Origin of the sequence: Lebetimonas sp. JS138, from assembly GCF_000523335.1 — a bacterium.
Classification (GTDB): Bacteria; Campylobacterota; Campylobacteria; order Campylobacterales; family Nautiliaceae; genus Lebetimonas.
The window spans coordinates 1,079,635-1,097,051 of the sequence record NZ_ATHT01000001.1 but is presented as its reverse complement, the minus strand read 5'-3'; the positions used below and the strand labels follow the sequence as shown (position 1 = coordinate 1,097,051).

Annotated in this window: 16 protein-coding genes; 2 read left to right on the top strand and 14 right to left on the bottom strand. The window is 33.4% G+C overall.

Annotated features, from left to right (window positions below; all coding sequences use genetic code 11):
* Positions 1–22: 22 nt before the first annotated feature.
* Together trpB and DZ67_RS0106295 are read left to right on the top strand one after the other, a co-directional pair.
* Positions 23–1,234 (top strand): tryptophan synthase subunit beta, encoded by a 1,212-nt coding sequence (trpB, locus tag DZ67_RS0106300; protein WP_024787812.1) that lies wholly within the window; start codon positions 23–25, stop codon positions 1,232–1,234.
* 33 nt (positions 1,235–1,267) lie between these two features.
* Positions 1,268–2,383: an MFS transporter gene (locus DZ67_RS0106295; protein ID WP_024790907.1), complete on the top strand. Its 1,116-nt coding sequence runs from the start codon at positions 1,268–1,270 to the stop codon at positions 2,381–2,383.
* 248 nt (positions 2,384–2,631) lie between these two features.
* Here DZ67_RS0106295 and lepA read toward each other — a convergent pair whose 3' ends face one another.
* From lepA to DZ67_RS0106220, 14 genes are all read right to left on the bottom strand, one after another.
* Positions 2,632–4,413 carry a translation elongation factor 4 gene (gene lepA, locus DZ67_RS0106290; protein ID WP_035907190.1) on the bottom strand — a complete coding sequence of 594 codons (1,782 nt, stop codon included), beginning with the start codon at positions 4,411–4,413 and terminating at the stop codon, positions 2,632–2,634.
* A gap of 30 nt (positions 4,414–4,443) precedes the next feature.
* Complete coding sequence (locus DZ67_RS0106285) at positions 4,444–5,199, bottom strand: ABC transporter permease (RefSeq protein WP_024787809.1); 756 nt, start codon at positions 5,197–5,199, stop codon at positions 4,444–4,446.
* 8 nt (positions 5,200–5,207) lie between these two features.
* The gene (locus DZ67_RS0106280) at positions 5,208–6,179 is read right to left on the bottom strand and encodes an ATP-binding cassette domain-containing protein (RefSeq protein WP_024790906.1); all 972 of its coding nucleotides are present in this window, start codon (positions 6,177–6,179) and stop codon (positions 5,208–5,210) included.
* Between the two features lie 2 nt (positions 6,180–6,181).
* Positions 6,182–6,367: a hypothetical protein gene (locus tag DZ67_RS0106275; protein WP_024787808.1), complete on the bottom strand. Its 186-nt coding sequence runs from the start codon at positions 6,365–6,367 to the stop codon at positions 6,182–6,184.
* A gap of 176 nt (positions 6,368–6,543) precedes the next feature.
* Positions 6,544–7,602 (bottom strand): ABC transporter ATP-binding protein, encoded by a 1,059-nt coding sequence (locus DZ67_RS0106270; RefSeq protein WP_024787807.1) that lies wholly within the window; start codon positions 7,600–7,602, stop codon positions 6,544–6,546.
* Positions 7,586–8,380 carry an ABC transporter permease gene (locus DZ67_RS0106265; RefSeq protein WP_024787806.1) on the bottom strand — a complete coding sequence of 265 codons (795 nt, stop codon included), beginning with the start codon at positions 8,378–8,380 and terminating at the stop codon, positions 7,586–7,588. Before DZ67_RS0106265 ends, DZ67_RS0106270 begins: the two co-directional genes overlap by 17 nt.
* Entirely contained in the window at positions 8,377–9,123 is a 747-nt protein-coding gene (gene modA, locus DZ67_RS0106260) for a molybdate ABC transporter substrate-binding protein (protein ID WP_024787805.1), read from the bottom strand. The genes DZ67_RS0106265 and modA overlap by 4 nt, the downstream gene beginning before the upstream one ends.
* 78 nt (positions 9,124–9,201) lie before the next feature.
* Positions 9,202–10,155 carry a tungstate ABC transporter substrate-binding protein WtpA gene (wtpA, locus tag DZ67_RS0106255; protein ID WP_024790905.1) on the bottom strand — a complete coding sequence of 318 codons (954 nt, stop codon included), beginning with the start codon at positions 10,153–10,155 and terminating at the stop codon, positions 9,202–9,204.
* A 168-nt stretch (positions 10,156–10,323) separates the two neighbouring features.
* Entirely contained in the window at positions 10,324–11,265 is a 942-nt protein-coding gene (locus tag DZ67_RS0106250) for a formate dehydrogenase subunit gamma (protein ID WP_024787804.1), read from the bottom strand.
* A gap of 9 nt (positions 11,266–11,274) precedes the next feature.
* Positions 11,275–11,871, bottom strand: a complete 597-nt coding sequence (gene fdh3B, locus DZ67_RS0106245; protein WP_024787803.1) for a formate dehydrogenase FDH3 subunit beta — start codon at positions 11,869–11,871, stop codon at positions 11,275–11,277.
* A gap of 10 nt (positions 11,872–11,881) precedes the next feature.
* A complete protein-coding gene (locus DZ67_RS11070) occupies positions 11,882–14,707 on the bottom strand; it encodes a formate dehydrogenase subunit alpha (protein ID WP_255327380.1) in 2,826 nt (941 codons plus the stop codon).
* Positions 14,708–14,716: 9 nt separating this feature from the next.
* A complete protein-coding gene (locus DZ67_RS0106230) occupies positions 14,717–14,914 on the bottom strand; it encodes a twin-arginine translocation signal domain-containing protein (protein ID WP_024787800.1) in 198 nt (65 codons plus the stop codon).
* Between the two features lie 63 nt (positions 14,915–14,977).
* A complete protein-coding gene (locus tag DZ67_RS0106225; RefSeq protein WP_024787799.1) occupies positions 14,978–15,712 on the bottom strand; it encodes a TorD/DmsD family molecular chaperone in 735 nt (244 codons plus the stop codon).
* Positions 15,702–17,363, bottom strand: coding sequence for a 4Fe-4S binding protein (locus DZ67_RS0106220; RefSeq protein WP_024787798.1), 1,662 nt, complete (start codon positions 17,361–17,363; stop codon positions 15,702–15,704). Before DZ67_RS0106220 ends, DZ67_RS0106225 begins: the two co-directional genes overlap by 11 nt.
* Positions 17,364–17,417: the final 54 nt, after the last annotated feature.

The window sequence follows — 17,417 nt, the reverse complement described above, 5'->3', positions numbered from 1 at the left end:
AAAATAGACAAAAAGGACTGTTATGAAAAAATCACATTTACAAAAATATCCTGACAGTGAAGGTTTTTTCGGTAGATTCGGTGGAGCTTACATTCCTGATATATTAAAAGATGAATTTGACAAAATCACAAAAGCTTATCTTAAACTCAAACACTCTCATGATTTTATAAGTGAACTCAGAAGAATTCAAAAGCATTTTCAAGGCAGACCAACGCCAGTGTATCATGCAAAAAGACTCTCAGATGCCCTAAATGGAGCCCAGATATATTTAAAAAGGGAAGATTTAAACCATATGGGGGCACATAAATTAAACCACTGTATGGGAGAAGCCCTCTTGGCTAAATATTTGGGCAAGAAAAAACTGATTGCAGAAACCGGGGCCGGACAGCATGGGGTAGCACTGGCAACAGCGGCAGCATATTTCGGACTTGAATGTGAAATACATATGGGTGAAGTTGATATTGAAAAAGAACATCCTAATGTTGTAAGAATGAAAATATTAGGTGCCGAGGTAGTGCCTGCAACACACGGGTTAAAAACACTGAAAGAAGCGGTGGACAGTGCGTTTGAAAGTTATGTAAAACAGCTTGACACTTCTTTATATGCAATAGGAAGTGTTGTTGGTCCACATCCGTTTCCTATGATGGTTAGGGATTTTCAAAGTGTTGTGGGATTTGAGGCAAAAGAGCAGTTTTTGGAAATGCTTGGATTTTTACCCGATAATGTAGTTGCATGTGTAGGAGGCGGAAGCAATGCTATGGGAATATTCAGCGGATTTATTGATGATGAGGTTGAATTATATGCAGTCGAGCCTCTTGGAAAAGGTACAAAACTGGGAGAACATGCAGCCACATTAATGTATGGGGATGAAGGTGTGATTCACGGATTTAACACATTAATGCTAAAAGATGAAAACGGAAACCCGGCACCTGTTTATTCAATAGCAAGCGGACTTGATTATCCGGGAGTTGGACCGGAGCAGGCATTTTTAAAAGAAAGAGGCAGATTAAATATTGCAGCAATAACCGATGAAGAAACCGTTGATTCGTTTTACGCTTTAAGCCAGTATGAAGGAATTATTCCGGCCCTTGAAAGTGCACATGCCGTTGCATATGCTATGAAACTGGCAAAAGAAAAACCAAACGATACAATTTTAGTCAATCTTTCAGGAAGAGGTGACAAAGATATAGATTTTGTAGTGGAAAATTACGGAATAAGAAATATCAAACTATAATTTTCTGCTACAATTGCTTAAAAAAGGCAGTTTATGAAAAGTAAATTCAATGTTTTTTTACTATCTTTTGCCCATTTGACACACGATATTTACACTTCCTTTCTCGCGCCTGTTTTACCGCTTTTAATTCAAAAACTTGGAATCAGCGTTACTGAAGCGTCACTTCTTGATGTTGTGAGAAGAATTCCCGCTTTATTTAATCCGTATCTTGGTTTATTGGTTTCAAAAAAAGATTTAAGAATTTTTACAATTCTTACACCTGTTAGCACAGCTGTTTTTATGAGTTTAATAGGAATAGCACCAAATTATATTATTTTACTGATTTTACTTTTTTTAGCGGGAATTTCAGCCCAGATTTTTCATATAGCAACCCCGGGAATTGTAAAAGAGGTTACCCCTAAAATGGGTTTTGGTATGAGTATGTTTATGGTCGGGGGAGAGCTGGCAAGAACCATAGCTCCCTTGATTGCAACGGCGGCAATAAGTATCTGGGGACTTGAAGGACTCTTAAAAACCGTGTTTTTTGCTGTTTTTGCATCAGCTTTTTTATGGTGGAAATTAAAGGATATAAAAGGCAATTTCAAACCGAAAACAAAACAAAAAGCGAACTTTAAAATCTTTATAGAATATAAAAAATTTTTTCTGATAATTTCCGGTTTTATATTTTTCCAGAGTTTTGCAAAAATATTTTTCGCTTTTTATCTTCCTCTGTTTTTAACACATACGGGTGAGAGTTTAAACAAAGCAAATATATCTTTAAGTTTTTTTCAGTTTTTCGCAATTCTTGGTACTTTTCTTGCAGGAAACATAGGAGACAGATTAGGATATAAAAAAACATTGATTATTTCAACACTTATAGCAATATTTTCAATGCCCCTTTTTATTTATTTTCATTTAATTTATCTGCCTTTAATACTTTTGGGACTTAGCCTCTTTTCAACCGGGCCTGTGATGCTTTCTATCATCCACCACCAAAAAAATTCAACCGCTCTAAACGGTGTTTATATGATGCTTGCATTCCTGATACCGGCAATTGTTACATTTTTAATAGGTGTTTTCAGCGATTTAATAGGGCTTGAGAGAGTGGGAATTTTAAGTTTTATGTTTTTGATAATAAGCTTAATATTTGCGTATAAAATAAAAAGATAATTTTTGACATTAACTAATAAATAACGTAAAAGTAAAAATATGACAGCGTAGCGGAATTTAGCGAAAATTTTGCGTTTAAAAAATTGCACCGAGCCCTTAGGGCCTGCGTAGCTGTTTGCAATTTTTAGTAAAATTTGAGCGGTGCGTTAGCAAAATGAAGCTCTGAAGCTGTCATATTTTTATCTTTGTAGTTATTTTTTTATATTATAACCATTTAGTCAATATCCATTATCCATTTTCCGTTTAATTTAGTCGATTTTCAAAATACTTAAAAACGCCTCCTGAGGAATATTAACCTTTCCGATTGATTTCATTCTTTTTTTACCCTCTTTTTGTTTTTCAAGCAGTTTTCTTTTTCTGCTTATATCCCCTCCGTAACATTTGGCGGTAACGTCTTTTCTTAATGCTTTTACAGTTTCACGGGCAATGATTTTATTTCCCACACTTGCCTGAATAGCCACTTCAAATAATTGCCTTGGAATTAATTCTTTCATAACTTTAATTAACTCCCTTCCCTTCCTCTCAGCTTTTTCTTTTGGAACAATAATACTAAGGGCATCCACAATTTCCCCGGCCACCCTTATATCCATTTTAACCAAATCGCCTTCTTTGTATCCAATTGGTTCATAATCAAAACTTGCATATCCACGGGTGAGTGTTTTTAATTTATCGTAAAAATCCGTAACAATTTCATTCAAAGGAAGTTCATATTCCAAGAGTACCCTCTCGGGAGAGAGATAATCCATTTTTAACTGAACTCCTCTTTTGTCATTTAAAAACTGAATTAAATTTCCTATATACTCACTTGGAGTTAAAATGGTGGCTTTTACATAGGGTTCGTAAATTTTTTCTATTTTATTTGGCGGAGGGAGGTCTGATGGGTTTGATATTTCTATTTCACTTTTATCAGTCAGTTTTACTTTATATGTAACACTCGGAGCAGTAGCAATAAGTTCAATACCAAACTCTCTTTCAAGCCTTTCTTTTACGACCTCCATATGAAGTAGACCCAAAAACCCTACCCTGAACCCAAACCCGAGTGCATGTGAAGTTTCGGGCTCGTAAGTAATAGACGAATCATTTAATTTTAATTTTTCAAGTGCGTCTCTAAGTTCATCATATTTGTCGGTATCTATCGGGTAAATCCCTGCAAATACAAAACTTTTCGGCTCTTCAAAAGGGGCAGCCGGCTCGCCTGCAGGATTTTTGGCGTTTGTAATGGTGTCTCCCACCCTGATATCGGCTACATTTTTAAGCCCCATTACAACCACTCCGACTTCACCTGTTTTAATTTCGTCGGTTTTAAGTTTTTTAAGAGGATGTGGATAAAAAAGGTCTAATACTTTATGTTTTTTACCGGTCCCCATTACCAAAACTTCATCACCTTTTTTGATAGACCCGTCAAAAACCCTCACTAAACAAATCGCCCCTAAATAATTATCAAACCAGCTGTCATAAATCAAGGCTTTTGCAGGGGCGTTTTTATCCCCTTTTGGAGCAGGAATTCTTTCTATTATTGCATCAAGAAGCTCTTCTATTCCTATTCCTGTTTTTGCGCTTACAAATATCGCCTCACTTGCGTCAATACCTATGGTCTGCTCTATCTCTTCCGCCACTCTTTCTGGTTCGGCACTCGGAAGGTCAATTTTATTAATTACAGGAATAATTTCGAGATTATTTTCAACAGCCATATATACATTTGCAAGCGTCTGGGCTTCAACCCCCTGTGTTGCATCCACCACCAAAAGGGCACCTTCACTGCTTTTAAGTGATTTACTCACTTCATAAGAAAAATCCACATGCCCCGGTGTATCGATTAAATTTAATATATATCCTTTATATTCAAGCCTTACACTCTGGGCTTTTATAGTAATCCCTCTTTCTTTTTCTATATCCATTGTATCAAGAAGCTGATCTTCTTTTTGCCTCTCATTAATTCCGCCCGTAAATTCTATAAGTCTGTCGGCCAGCGTGCTTTTCCCGTGGTCAATATGGGCTATAATAGAAAAGTTCCTAATAATATCTTGCATCAAATGCCTTTTTTTAATGCAATTATATCATTAAAAAAACTTATTATTCAGATATCTTATAACTGAAAAAATAACAATTGAAACTATAATCATTAATGCGGCAACAGGCGCTGAATAATTCAGTCCGAAATTTATAAACCTGTCATATATCAAAACAGGCGCCACCATCGGATGATATGCAATAATAACAACAGCACCGAATTCTCCAAGCCCCCTCGCCCACATCAAAAGCATTCCGTTAATTAAATCCTTTTTAGCCAGAGGCAAAACTATTTTATAAAATGTATAAAAAAAAGAGGCTCCAAGAGAGCGGGACACATTTTCTATTTTAGGGTCAATATTTTTAAACCCCTCTTTTGCAGAATTAATCAGATACGGTGATGATAAAAACATCATAGCGGCCATTATACCCGTAGTGGAATCGACAAAACCGAGCCCCAGTTTATCCAAAAAATTTTCAATATTTCTTGTCCCAAACGTCATAAGCAGTGCAATACCGGCAGCGGTATGCGGCACCATTGTTGGAATGTCTATAACACTCTCAAGCACACTTTTTCCAAAAAAACTGTTTCTTGCAATCAGATAAGCTAAAGGCACCCCTGTAAAAAACACAAAAAGTGTGGAAAAAAATGAAACTTTCATTGTTAAAAAAATAGAATTTATCACTTCTTTATCGTTAATTGTTTGAATATACCCGGCTAAAGAAATACCAAAGATTAATTTACATAAAGGAAGCGTTAAAAAGAGTAATATAATAAGACTTAAAAATATAAAAACTTTTTTCATCCACACTCCTAAATAAATACAATATCTTTTTTATCAAAACATAAAAATACCTGCTCTCCTTTTTTCAAATCAAGTTCTTTAAAATAATTTTTAGATATTTTTATAAAAAACATTTCCCCATTAACATTTACATAAATTTTATAATGGTCGGTAATACCCATAATTTCATCTATCTGTCCTTTAAAACAGTAATCATATTCTTTTTTTTCTCTTGTTATATAAATCAAATTGGGATCAATCGAAAAATATTTATGAGAATTCTCAAAACCTAATAAAGACAGCTCAAAAATATTTTTAAATCCGAGAAATTTGGCAACTTCCAAAGAATCGGGAGAATTTAAAACTTTTTTGCTCTCATCAAACTGCAAAAGTTTCCCTTTTAAAATTATTCCTATTTTATCGGCTAAATAAGAAGCTTCCCTGAAATTATGCGTTACATGAATTACAGAAATATTGTATCTATTTGGCAGCTGTTTTAAATTTTTCATTATTTCATTTCTTAAAGTCGGGTCAATCGCACTCAAAGGTTCGTCCAGAAGCAGTATTTTAGGCCTTGAATATATTGCCCTTGCAAGTGCAATTCTCTGTTTTTCACCTCCGCTTAAATTTACAATTTTTCTTTTTAAAAGATGCTTTAAATTTAAAAAATTAATTAAATCATTAAACAGTTTATTGTCTTTTCCTTTAAATTTTTCAGAAAAACGGATATTTTTTTCAACATTTAAATTTTTAAAAAGCTGAAAATCCTGATATAAAAACCCGAAATTTCTTTTTTCAGGAGGAAAATTCGTAATATCCCTGCCTTCAAAATAAATTTTTCCCTCAATTCTGTGAAAACCGGCGATGGATTCAAGAAGCAGGGTTTTCCCGCTTCCTGTTTTTCCAAGCATAACAACATATTCTTTATTATTTACATCAAAAGAAACCTGATTTAAAATAAAATCGCCTTTTTTTAAAAAAAGATTTTCAACCTTAAGCATTTTTATCCTAAAAATTTATTTTTAATCCACTCTTTGGCTTCTCCCACATTTTTAAATCTGTGTGATTTTGCAATCTGCTCGTTTCCTTCATAAAATCTCACTCTTATTCCGTCCTGAACTTCATCTATTTTAATTCTTGATATCCTGTTTTTATTTATATAAACCCTGTCATTTAATTCTACAAACATTTCATCTCCTTTAATATTTTTTGATTAACCAAAAGCACATATAAAAACATATACTTCACAAATAAAACTATACCATAAACACCGGCCGTAATTTTTTTTTATTTTGAAAAATAAAAATATTATTTTTCATCGGTAACCTTTTTATATAGGCAGTTTTTTATAATTATACATTTTATTTAAAATATATGCACATTTGATGCTTTAAAAATTAAATATACGTTTGTTTTTTCTTGTAAATTCAATTTCTCATATGAATTTAATGTAATAAGCACAACAAATTTTATATCATTTACATTAACTATTAAATCCACTAAAAAACCTTTTTTTTCTAACTTTTCAATAAATCCGTAAATACAGTTTTTTGCGGATTCTTTTTCACAGCCGGATTTGGATACTATGATATCTTCCGGACGAATAGAAATTTTTACATTTTGCCCTATATCTGCATCATCTATGGAATACAGCTTGAATCCGTCTATTTCTAATACGCTCAAATTATCTTCTTTATCAATAACTTTGGCATTTAAAATATTTGTTCCTACAAAATCGGCAACTTTTCTGTTTTTCGGTTTTGAAAACACTTCTTCGGGAGTACCAACCTGTAACACTTCTCCAAATCTCATCAATACCGTTTTATCAGCCAGTGTCCATACATCTTCAAAATCATGGGTTACATGCAATACGGTGGTATTATATTTTTTAGCCGCCTCTTTAAGCAACTGTCTCATTTCTTTTTTAATTTTATAATCGAGAGCGCTGAAAGCCTCATCCATTAAAAGAAGCTGTGGTTTTACTATTAAAGCTCTTGCTATACTTACCCTTTGCATCTCTCCCCCGCTAAGTGTTAAAGGTTTTCTTTTTAATAAATGGTCTATTTTTAAAAGTTTGCTTATTTCATTAATATCTTTATCGTTTTGTGTTTTATTTTTATTGTGTTTTTTCAATCCGTACATTATATTTTCGTATACACTCATATGGGGAAAAAGAACATAATCCTGATAAACGATACTGATGTTTCTGGATTCAATCGGCTTATCGGTTATATCTTCATTATTCAAATATACTTTTCCGCTTTGAGGCTTATAAAATCCCGCAACTGTTTCAAGCAAAATGGATTTACCGCTTCCGCTTGGCCCTATTATTGTTACATATTCCCCTTTTTTTATGCCGAAATCAACGTTTGTTAAAGTAAATTTTCCTAAAGTTATATTTATATTTTCAATCTTTAAAAACATTTTCTTTTCCTTCCATATATTCAACGGACAATATTGCAACAAATGAAATAACAATAAGCACAATACCGCTGGTAATAGCCATTCCCATATTTCCATAAGAAATATTTAAAAACAGCGTTATAGGAAGTATTTCCGTTTTCATATAAGAACCCCCCGCTAAAATCAAAACCGCTCCGAATGCCCCCATTGACCTTGCAAAAGTTATAATTGCCGAAGCGTATATCCCGTTTCTTATCAAAGGGACCAATACATTTTTAAATGTTTCAAATTCGCTATATCCCAGACTTCTTGAAACATATTCATATCTTTTGTTAACACTTTCAAACGATGAATAAATAATTCTGATTCCGTAAGGCAAAGCGGTAAAAAATTGCGCTACTACAATGCCCGCTTTTGTAAAAACAATCTGAATCCCCAATTCATCAAAAAAATCTCCGACAAACGTTTTGCTGAAAAGTAAAAGTAAAGAGAGTCCCAATACAAGTTCGGGGAAAGCCATCGGTAAATTTATTATTGTCTTTAAAATAGATTTGCCAAAAAAATCATATCTTGACAAAGCGTAAGCGATAGGAACAGAAAAAATCAAAACAAAAAAAGTTGATAAAAGAGACGTTATAAGAGATAATTTAATAGAATAAATCATTTCCCCAGAACGCAAAGCATTGATGATGTCTCCGATTTTAGGAACAAAAAACAGGCTCAAAACAGCAATCAAAAGCAAAAAAGTAATCAATAAAGACATACTTATGCTAATTGTTTTAAAACTGAATATTTTCATATTTCAAATCCCCATTTTTTCCAAATTTGTTTTGATTTACCAGAAGAGAGATAATTATTAAATTTATTGGCAAGTTTTTTATTTTTACAAATTGTTCCAACCGCAGTAGGTATTGTTTTAATTATATTTTCATTTTCAGGAATTTTAATAACTTCCAATTTCCCTTTCTGTTTTGCCCAAGAAACCATATCTTCCCACATTATTGCAGCGTCAGCCTGTCCCATTACCATATATATAAGCAATTGATTAACGGTCCCAGCATACATAGCAATATTTTTTTTGACATTTTTATAAAGATTATTCTTTTTTAAAATTTTTATACTGACTTTTCCTATAGCCGTAGCCCTCGGGTCACCTAAAATTATTTTAATATCAGGACGAGTTAAATCTTTAAGGGTATGAATATTTTTTGGATTTCCTTTTTGAACAACCAATACAGGAATATGTTTTGTTATTATTTTAACGCTTTTTTTATAAACTAAATTTTTATTTAAAGCTTCTTTTGTATAATAATAAGCGCCAGGAATAAACACATCGCAGCCGTTAGTCTGTAAAATTGAAAAAAGTTCTCCCGAACCTCCGTAATGAATATCTATTACTGCATTATTTTCATTTTCAAAATTTTTCACTATTTCATTTATCGGCTTTATAAGCCCCGCTCCCGCGCAAATTTTTATATGTTTAATATCAGCTGAAAATATTTCGGTTACTAAAACTAAAAATATAAATAAAATCTTTTTCATTTTTCCTCCTTTTTATGCATTATTTGCATATTTTTTGTTATAAAAAAAGAAAAAAGGGATTAACCCATAATTTATAAATTAATAATTTTTTAATATACTGTCATCGCCTTCAATTATCGGAGGATTTATTACACCCTGACCGTTTTTTTTCATTATTGCCTGACCTTCGGGAGAAAGAACATATTTTACAAATAAAACAGCACCTTTTTCATGAGGAGGAAGTCCTTCTTTTTTATTTTCCACAACTGTTATTCCGTAAACCATAGGAGCGCCTTTTTTTACAATATAAGTTCCCGGTTTTTTACCTGTAACTTTAAAACTCGCTTTTTTATAAAAAGATGCATATTTTTTATCACCTAAATTAATTTGAGGAGGCAAAGTAATAAATTTTAAATGATGCTGCATTGCAACAGATTTATAAATAAACAGATAATCAAACGCTCCGGCTTCAAGTAATCCCAATAAATCTGTCTCTTTCGGTCTGACAACTACTTTATTTCTGTTTTCCTCACCGTTTTCATAACTGTCTCCGTAACCGAATAACTTATCAAAAAATTTTGGTCTTTTATAGTAAATTCCGGCAAGTTTTGCTACAATCATTGCTCTATATCCACACGGGTCTAAATTAGGATTGGAATGCCCCACTTTTACTCCAGGTTTTAATAAAATATCCATCCAATTATTTGAATTTATTTTATCAGCATATTTTGAATGCGGCGTATAGGCTATAATCATCTCATTTGTTGCAAACAAAGCATTGAATTTTGCATATTTTGGTCTAAGCAGGTTATCTATAACTTTATAATCAGCACTTGCCATTACATCGGCTTTTTTATGTAAATCAGTAATTTTTCGGGCACACGCCCTGCTTCCGGCAGCTTCCCTTACCACATCATACTGAGGATATTTTTTCTCAAACTTTTGTTCAATCTGTGAAAACGGGACACTTAAACTTCCGGCATGGAATACAACTATTTTTTTACCAAAGGCAAATAAAACGATAACACTGAAAATTAAAGCAAATTTTTTCATTTTTTCTCCTTTTATTTATGGAAATTTTGCATATTTTACTATATAAAAAAAATAAAAATGTCTTTTATATGACAAAAACGCATATTTTTTTATGCATTTTTTGCATATTTTTTATGAGATAAATCCAAAAAAGTAATAAAAATAAACAGACTAAAAATTAGTCTGTTTTTAATCTTTGCATTTTTCGGCAAGTTCTTTGTCTTTGCCTTCTTTAACAATTTTTTTGTAATAAATAGAATGTAAATGTTTAAGCTCATCTTCACTTTTACAACCGTCTATCATACTCTCAATTGAACCTTTAATGGCAAAAAGAGACATATATAAATGAGTAAAAAAGAATGCAACAATAAATAATGCTAATGTTAAATGAATAATAACAGCTAATCTTAACAAATCTATCTGATATAAATTCAGTTTTCTAAGGAGGGCTATGTCGAAATCCTGAAAATACATCATTACACCTGTTATAATCATAACCATTCCGCCAAACATAGCAAGCCAATACCACATTTTTTGACCAGCATTAAATTTACTTGCAGGGATTTCCTGTTTTCTTTTAACCAAATAACCTCCAAGTATCATCATCCATTTAATATCCCAAAGTCTCGGAAGCATTTCTTTAAACCACATTACAGTCATAGGAATTACAACCAGTGCAAATAAAAATGCCCCTATGTCATGCAGATATCTCATAAATCTAATAGGAGTACCTCCTCCAAAAAATTTAGCATAAATAATAAAAAAGCCTGAAGGGACCAATAAAATAAATGCCAAAGCAGCTATCCAATGTATAATTCTCTGCCATGTCGGAAAAATTAAAAATTTTCTTCCTTCATGGGAAAAAATTTTGGGACCTACAATCAAATAATGAAGCAAAAAAACTGCAGGCACCGCTATTAAAACAACTAAAAATAAAATTTTGCTCCAGTGTGTCTGTAAATATAAAAACAGTTCTCCATATTTATGCCAAGAAGGGATTGCTTCTATCAATTCAGGAGAAATCAATCTACTCCCAGGATGCTCGGGAGCCTGATTTGGCTCCACTAAAGGAACAATCCCGGCATATAAAAGAGAAAAACTTATTACGCTAAATAGCGGTAATTTTTTCATAACAACTCCTTATTTATACGCCTGATCCCATCCGTATGGAGTCATAGGCCCTTTGCCTTTAGCTGCGTCTCTTTCTCTTATTATTTTAGAAACGCTCTCGGCATCCCCAACAATTAATGCATTAGTAGAGCATACCGCAGCACACATAGGTACTTTTCCTTCTGCAATTCTGTTTTGACCATATAACTGATACTCTTTTTCAGAAAAAGTGGGAGCAGGACCTCCAGCACACATTGTACATTTATCCATAACTCCCCTAATTCCGAATGCTCCGTCTCTTGGAAACTGAGGAGCACCAAAAGGACAGGCGTATAAGCAATAACCACATCCTATACATTTATCTTTGTCATGAAGTACTATTCCGTCTTCTCTGATATAAAAACAATCGACCGGACAAACTTGTGAACAAGGTGCGTCGGTACAGTGCATACAGGCTATAGATACTGAAAATTCTTTATCCTCAATTCCTTCATTTAATGTAACTACTTTTCTTCTGTGAATACCCACAGGCAGTTCATGTGCTTCCGCACAGGCTATTGTGCAGGCATTACATTCAATACATCTGTCTTCATCACAATAAAATTTCATTCTTTCATATTCATACATATCTTACTCCTTATGCTTTCTCAATGCGGACTAACCCCGCTTTTGTTTCAGGAATTTGGGTAACAATGTCGTATCCATAATTAGTTACTGTATTTGCACTCTCACCGATTGCATACGGTTTTGTGCCTTCCGGATAATTTTCGCTCATATCAACACCTTGCATAATACCAGCCCAATGATAAGGCAAGAAAATTCTATCCGGTGCTACTGCATAAGTAAATCTTGCTTTTACTTTGATTTTTGTTCCCTCGGGTGAGTGAATCCAAATCATATCTCCGTCATTAATTCCATAATTATAAGCAAGTTCTGGATTGATACTTACAAACATTTCCGGAGCTAATGCAGCAAGATATTTACTGCTTCTTTCTATAAGTCCGGCACCGCTGTACATTACAAGTCTTCCTGTTGTAAGAATAATTGGGAATTCTTTTGCCCAGTCGGTTTTTTGAATAGAAATAAATTTAGTATCAACTCTATATTGGTCTTTTTTATCAGGATATGTTGGATATTTTTTAGCCAAATCATATCTTGGTGTATGAAGCGGCTCTCTGTGCATTGGAATTTTATCAGGGAATGTCCATACATATGCTCTTGCTTTTGCGTTACCGTATGGTGCAACTCCGGCTTTAAGAGCATATTTTGCAATTAGTCCGCTTAAGTCGACTTTCCAGTTTTTACCCATAATAGCTTTTTCTCTCGGTGATAATCTGATACCGAGAACTTTTTCAATATTTTCTTTTGTAAGTTCAGGATATCCGCCTTTTACTTTTGCACCTTTTATAGTTGCATGATCTCCGGCCAATAAATTCTGACCTTTATATTCAGTTCCAAATCTTGCCCTGAATCCCATTCCGCCTTCCATTACAGGAATATCAATGTTATATAAAACAGGGCTTCCTGAATGGTATTCTGTCCAACAAGGCCATGGCAATCCGTAATATTCGCCTTTCATCGGACCAATACCTTTAAGAGTTACTTCATCAAACATATGCCAGTTTTGCTGATGTCTTTTAAGTCTTTCAGGTGTCCAACCGGTTAAACCGATAGTTTTAATGGTTCTTGCAATTTCTCTTGTTGCATCTTCTGGCCATTTGAATGAATTTTTAACTTTTACGGCTTTGCCGTTTTTTACACCCATCATCAAACCGCTTACAAATTCTTTGTAAAATCCGAATTTTTTGGCAAATGTAAACATAATTTCTTCATCGGTTTTAGATTCATAAAGCGGATCTACCACTTTGCTTCTCCACTGAGCTGTTCTGTTTGTGGCGGTAACACTACCTTCACATTCAAACTGACTTGCTGTTGGTAAGATATAAACATTGTCTTTTTTGTTTGTAATTACAGCAGCCTCATTTGCAAAAGGTTCGGCCACAACCAATAAATCCAATTTATCAAGAGCCTGTTGTACTTTTGCTGTCTGGGCAATAGAAGTAATACCGTTACCCTGAACCCATAAAGCCCTGATTGGAGTTTTTTGATAAATTTTTTCTTCCTGTAATACACCTTGCCACCATTTAGCAAGAGTGAATCCTTTTGTATGCATCATTTTTGGAGTGTCAAATCTGCTTTGTAACCATTTAAAATCAACTCCCCAGTTATGTGCAAAATATTTCCAGCTTCCTTCACTTAATCCGTAATATCCCGGTAATGAATGCGACAAACAGCACATATCTGTTGCACCCTGAACATTATCGTGTCCTCTTAAAATGTTACATCCACCACCAAATTTACCCATATTACCTAAAGATAACTGTAAAATCGGAGCCATTCTTGTATTAGAAGAACCGATTGAATGCTGAGTTAGACCCATTGCCCAAATTAATGTTCCAGGCTTACTTGTAACGTACGCTCTTGTAATTTGAATTAATGTATCAACATCAACACCTGTTACATCGGCAGTTCTTTCAGGAGTCCATTTTTTTGCTTCTTCTATAACATGTTCCATTCCAAACACTCTGTCTTTAATAAATGATTCATCCTGCCAGCCGTGTTTAAATATTAAATGAAGCATTCCATACATAAACGGAATATCGGTTCCAGGTCTTACCCTTGCATATAAATCTGCTTTTGCGGCAGTTTTTGTATATCTTGGATCTATAACAATTAAAGTAGCATTATTTCTTTCTTTTGCTTTTAAAATATGTTTAAATCCTACAGGATGGTTTACTGCCGGGTTAGCACCAAATATTATAATAGCTTTAGAATTTTGAATATCTCCCAAATGGTTTGTCATAGCGCCATAACCCCATGTGTTCGCGACCCCCGCGACTGTTGCGCTGTGTCATATCCGCGCTTGGTGATCTATATTGTTAGTACCCCACATTGCGGCAAATTTTCTAAAATAATAAGCCTGCTCTGTGCCCATTTTTGCAGACCCTAAAAACATTGCCGCATCAGGACCACTCTCTTTTCTGATATTTAACATTTTTTCTGAAATTTCGTTAACAGCCTGATCCCAACTGATTCTTTGCCATTTTCCGTTAACTTTTTTTAACGGATGTTTAACTCTTTTTTCTGTTCTGATAACATCGATTGAATCAATACCTTTACAGCAGTGACTTCCGTGACTGATCGGATGGTCTTGGGCAACTTCCTGTCTTACCCATACACCGTTTTTAACTTCTGCTATAATTCCACACCCAACTGAACATGTAGTACATACAGTTTTTACTTTTTTACTACCTGGGTAAGGGCTTTTTAATTCTTCTTCGCTTGCATCTCTAAGAGCCGGTGCAGCGTTTAGCATTGTTGCACCCGCAACTCCAGAGAGTGCAGCCATTTTTAAAAACGCCCTTCTGCCCACTCTAACGTTTAATTTTTCTTGTGAGCTCATTTTCTCTCCTTATATTGCATTTTTGTAATAAATTTCCCAATTTTTAGTTTTTCTGTAGAGAATCTCTTTTTTAGGGGAATGTCCTTTTACAACCCCATTTCCAACATCTTCATCGTCGGCTTTGGCAAAAACCAACGTTGAAGAAGCCACGCTCAATGCACCGACACCAAGTGCACCTTTTAAAAAGCTTCTTCTTTTCATTTTCACTCCTTTTTTGGATTTATCTCATATAGAGATAACGGCAGGGCTCATAAAGCTCTGCAGATATCTCTATACATCATCTTCCACATCCCCGCCTTCTTCCAAATTACAAACAAGATTTTTTTCTTTTTTCTTTTTAGCTTTTCTTATTCTTGCCTCTTCATCCTGAACGGTTTTAATATCAATTTTTTTGGAAACTTTCTCAATAGTAGGTTTTGGTTTTTCAAGATACATCCTCTCTGTTTCTATAAAAGCTTTTAATACCACGGCAATATCTTTGTAAAGATCTGATGCTGTATGCATATAAACATTTTCTATAAAATCATCAATAAATATATTTAAAACATCAAATGTTTTTTCCTCAAGCCAAACCGCTTTTTCATCTCCGTTTATTTTTTCTAAAATCAAATAATGCATAAATGGCAAAATAAAACCTATATCATCTTCTGTATCAGTAAATTTTTCATTTTTTCTGAATTTGGACGATAAAACAATATCAACCATTTTAACCCTCATTTTTCCATTTTCTATCTCTTCATCATAATAAGAGGCTGTAGTTGGCACAGGGTCGTTTGCCAAATCATAAAAAATATCATCATATTCCTGAATTAATTTATTTTCATCAAAATTTTCAATAAAATGTTTTAGTGCTTCTTTTGAATTCGGCTCAAGCGCATTTTGATATAAAATTTTTGCAGCTTCTTTAACCCCCTCAAATCTTTTTTCATCATCAAAAAATGTAAACAGTTTTGAAAAAAAACCGTAATAAAAGGCTCTGGCTTCTTCTAATTGTTTATTTTCCATTGGTTTTCCTTTCTATATATTCATTGAACAACAGCTTCGATTTGCATTCAGGACAGCAGTAAATAGATTTTTTCTTTAATTCATCTGTAAAAATAGGTAATAACTGTGCTGCAATTCTCTCAATTGCTTTTTTTGGAGCAAACGGTTTCCCGCACATTATGCAATAAAAAGGTTCGTCTTTTGCCATTGTTTTCTGTCCGAAAAAGTCTTTATTTAATTCAAGCTTATCAGGAATTACTTTAAGGCATTTTTCAGCACATGCAACCTCGCAGTATCCGCAGGCTGTACACATAGAAGCATCAAATTTTAAAGTACCGTCTTCATCATGAGCGGTTAATGCCCCGACATTACAGACGCTCACACATCCCATGCACAAAGTACATTTATTTTCATCAATTTCTACTTTTCCGTAATGGATGAAATTATTATCACTTAAATCGATAATCCCTAAATCATCATTTTCAATTAAATGTGAAAGTCTGATTGAAAAAATCTCCCTTTTATTTAAGTTGTTTTCATTTATCATACATTTTGCTTCAGGTATTTTTTCTGCTTTGTTTAAAAGATTTTGTGCTTCTTTAGGACTCTGGGTAAATAAAACGGCATTTTTTCCAAATTTTCTGTTTGAAATCTCATTTATTAATTTAACTGCCTCTTTTTCACCTTTTGAAAAATTATCATTTAAAAACACTATTTGAGCCCCGCTGTCCTGAAACAGAGTCAATAAATGAACCTCATCCAAAAATTTTCTGCCTTCTATTACCAAAGGCATTACATTTTTAGGAAGTTCAATTTCAAGATTTTCAACCATATCTTCCGGCACGATAAAAGGAATAAATCCGCTGAAAATTTTAGAAATTTCATAAAAAGAATCTCTTGGAATTGCACTGAAATCCAACGCACCGCTCGGACAAACACTTACACATCCGCCGCATCCGTCACAGTCAATATGCGAAAAAACAAGCTCTTTTGTTTCATCGTCTTTTATAATAGCATTTGTAGGGCATACATTTGCACAGTTTCCGCATGTTTCTTTTAATACCCTGTGATGATACTGACATACATCTTTATTGTATGTAACATAATTTCTATATTCATAAATTCCTACTCTTTTTCTTATAATCTGTTTTGCTTTTTCCACTCCTATATCAAACGGATCAACTATTCCTCTTTGTTTAAATGCAATTTCAGGGGCGTTAAACCATATTGCCTGGTCTACTTCCAAATCAATTGATTCATTTCCTTTTTGAATTGTAAATTTCAAATTTCCTATTGTTCCACTAATATCTTTTATCCATTCAGGAAGGGAATAATATTTGTCAAATTCTTTTAAATCATCAAAATTCTCAGCTTCTTCTTTATTCCCTATAATTAAAAGCCTGTTTTTAACTTCTTTTTTATATTCGTTAAATTTCGCATAATCTAATTTTATCCCCCTGATCTCATAAAATTTATTTATTACATCAATTTTTTCCAAAATATGTGCTTTTGAATGTTTAATATAAAAATTAATTTCAGGGGCATAAACTATCGGGTTTGTTTCTTTTGAATTTGATATAATTGTAGGAGTATTTGAATCGTTTATTACAATTATATTTTCACTTAACGGAAAATCCAAAGGTTCAGTTGTATAAAAAGCATATTCAATCATTTGCAGCCTTTTAATTTTTGATTAATGCTAATATAACACCAAAAAGCTTAAAGT

What these genes read in the sequence shown, in the direction of transcription:
- DZ67_RS0106220 (WP_024787798.1), bottom strand. Translation starts at nt 17,363, where the DNA reads ATGATTGAATATGCTTTTTATACAACTGAACCTTTGGATTTTCCGTTA.
- DZ67_RS0106295 (WP_024790907.1), top strand. Translation starts at nt 1,268, where the DNA reads ATGAAAAGTAAATTCAATGTTTTTTTACTATCTTTTGCCCATTTGACA.
- DZ67_RS0106285 (WP_024787809.1), bottom strand. Translation starts at nt 5,199, where the DNA reads ATGAAAAAAGTTTTTATATTTTTAAGTCTTATTATATTACTCTTTTTA.
- modA (WP_024787805.1), bottom strand. Translation starts at nt 9,123, where the DNA reads ATGAAAAAGATTTTATTTATATTTTTAGTTTTAGTAACCGAAATATTT.
- lepA (WP_035907190.1), bottom strand. Translation starts at nt 4,413, where the DNA reads ATGCAAGATATTATTAGGAACTTTTCTATTATAGCCCATATTGACCAC.
- DZ67_RS0106275 (WP_024787808.1), bottom strand. Translation starts at nt 6,367, where the DNA reads ATGTTTGTAGAATTAAATGACAGGGTTTATATAAATAAAAACAGGATA.
- trpB (WP_024787812.1), top strand. Translation starts at nt 23, where the DNA reads ATGAAAAAATCACATTTACAAAAATATCCTGACAGTGAAGGTTTTTTC.
- DZ67_RS0106280 (WP_024790906.1), bottom strand. Translation starts at nt 6,179, where the DNA reads ATGCTTAAGGTTGAAAATCTTTTTTTAAAAAAAGGCGATTTTATTTTA.
- DZ67_RS0106265 (WP_024787806.1), bottom strand. Translation starts at nt 8,380, where the DNA reads ATGAAAATATTCAGTTTTAAAACAATTAGCATAAGTATGTCTTTATTG.
- DZ67_RS0106270 (WP_024787807.1), bottom strand. Translation starts at nt 7,602, where the DNA reads ATGTTTTTAAAGATTGAAAATATAAATATAACTTTAGGAAAATTTACT.
- DZ67_RS0106225 (WP_024787799.1), bottom strand. Translation starts at nt 15,712, where the DNA reads ATGGAAAATAAACAATTAGAAGAAGCCAGAGCCTTTTATTACGGTTTT.
- DZ67_RS0106250 (WP_024787804.1), bottom strand. Translation starts at nt 11,265, where the DNA reads ATGAAAAAATTACCGCTATTTAGCGTAATAAGTTTTTCTCTTTTATAT.
- wtpA (WP_024790905.1), bottom strand. Translation starts at nt 10,155, where the DNA reads ATGAAAAAATTTGCTTTAATTTTCAGTGTTATCGTTTTATTTGCCTTT.
- fdh3B (WP_024787803.1), bottom strand. Translation starts at nt 11,871, where the DNA reads ATGTATGAATATGAAAGAATGAAATTTTATTGTGATGAAGACAGATGT.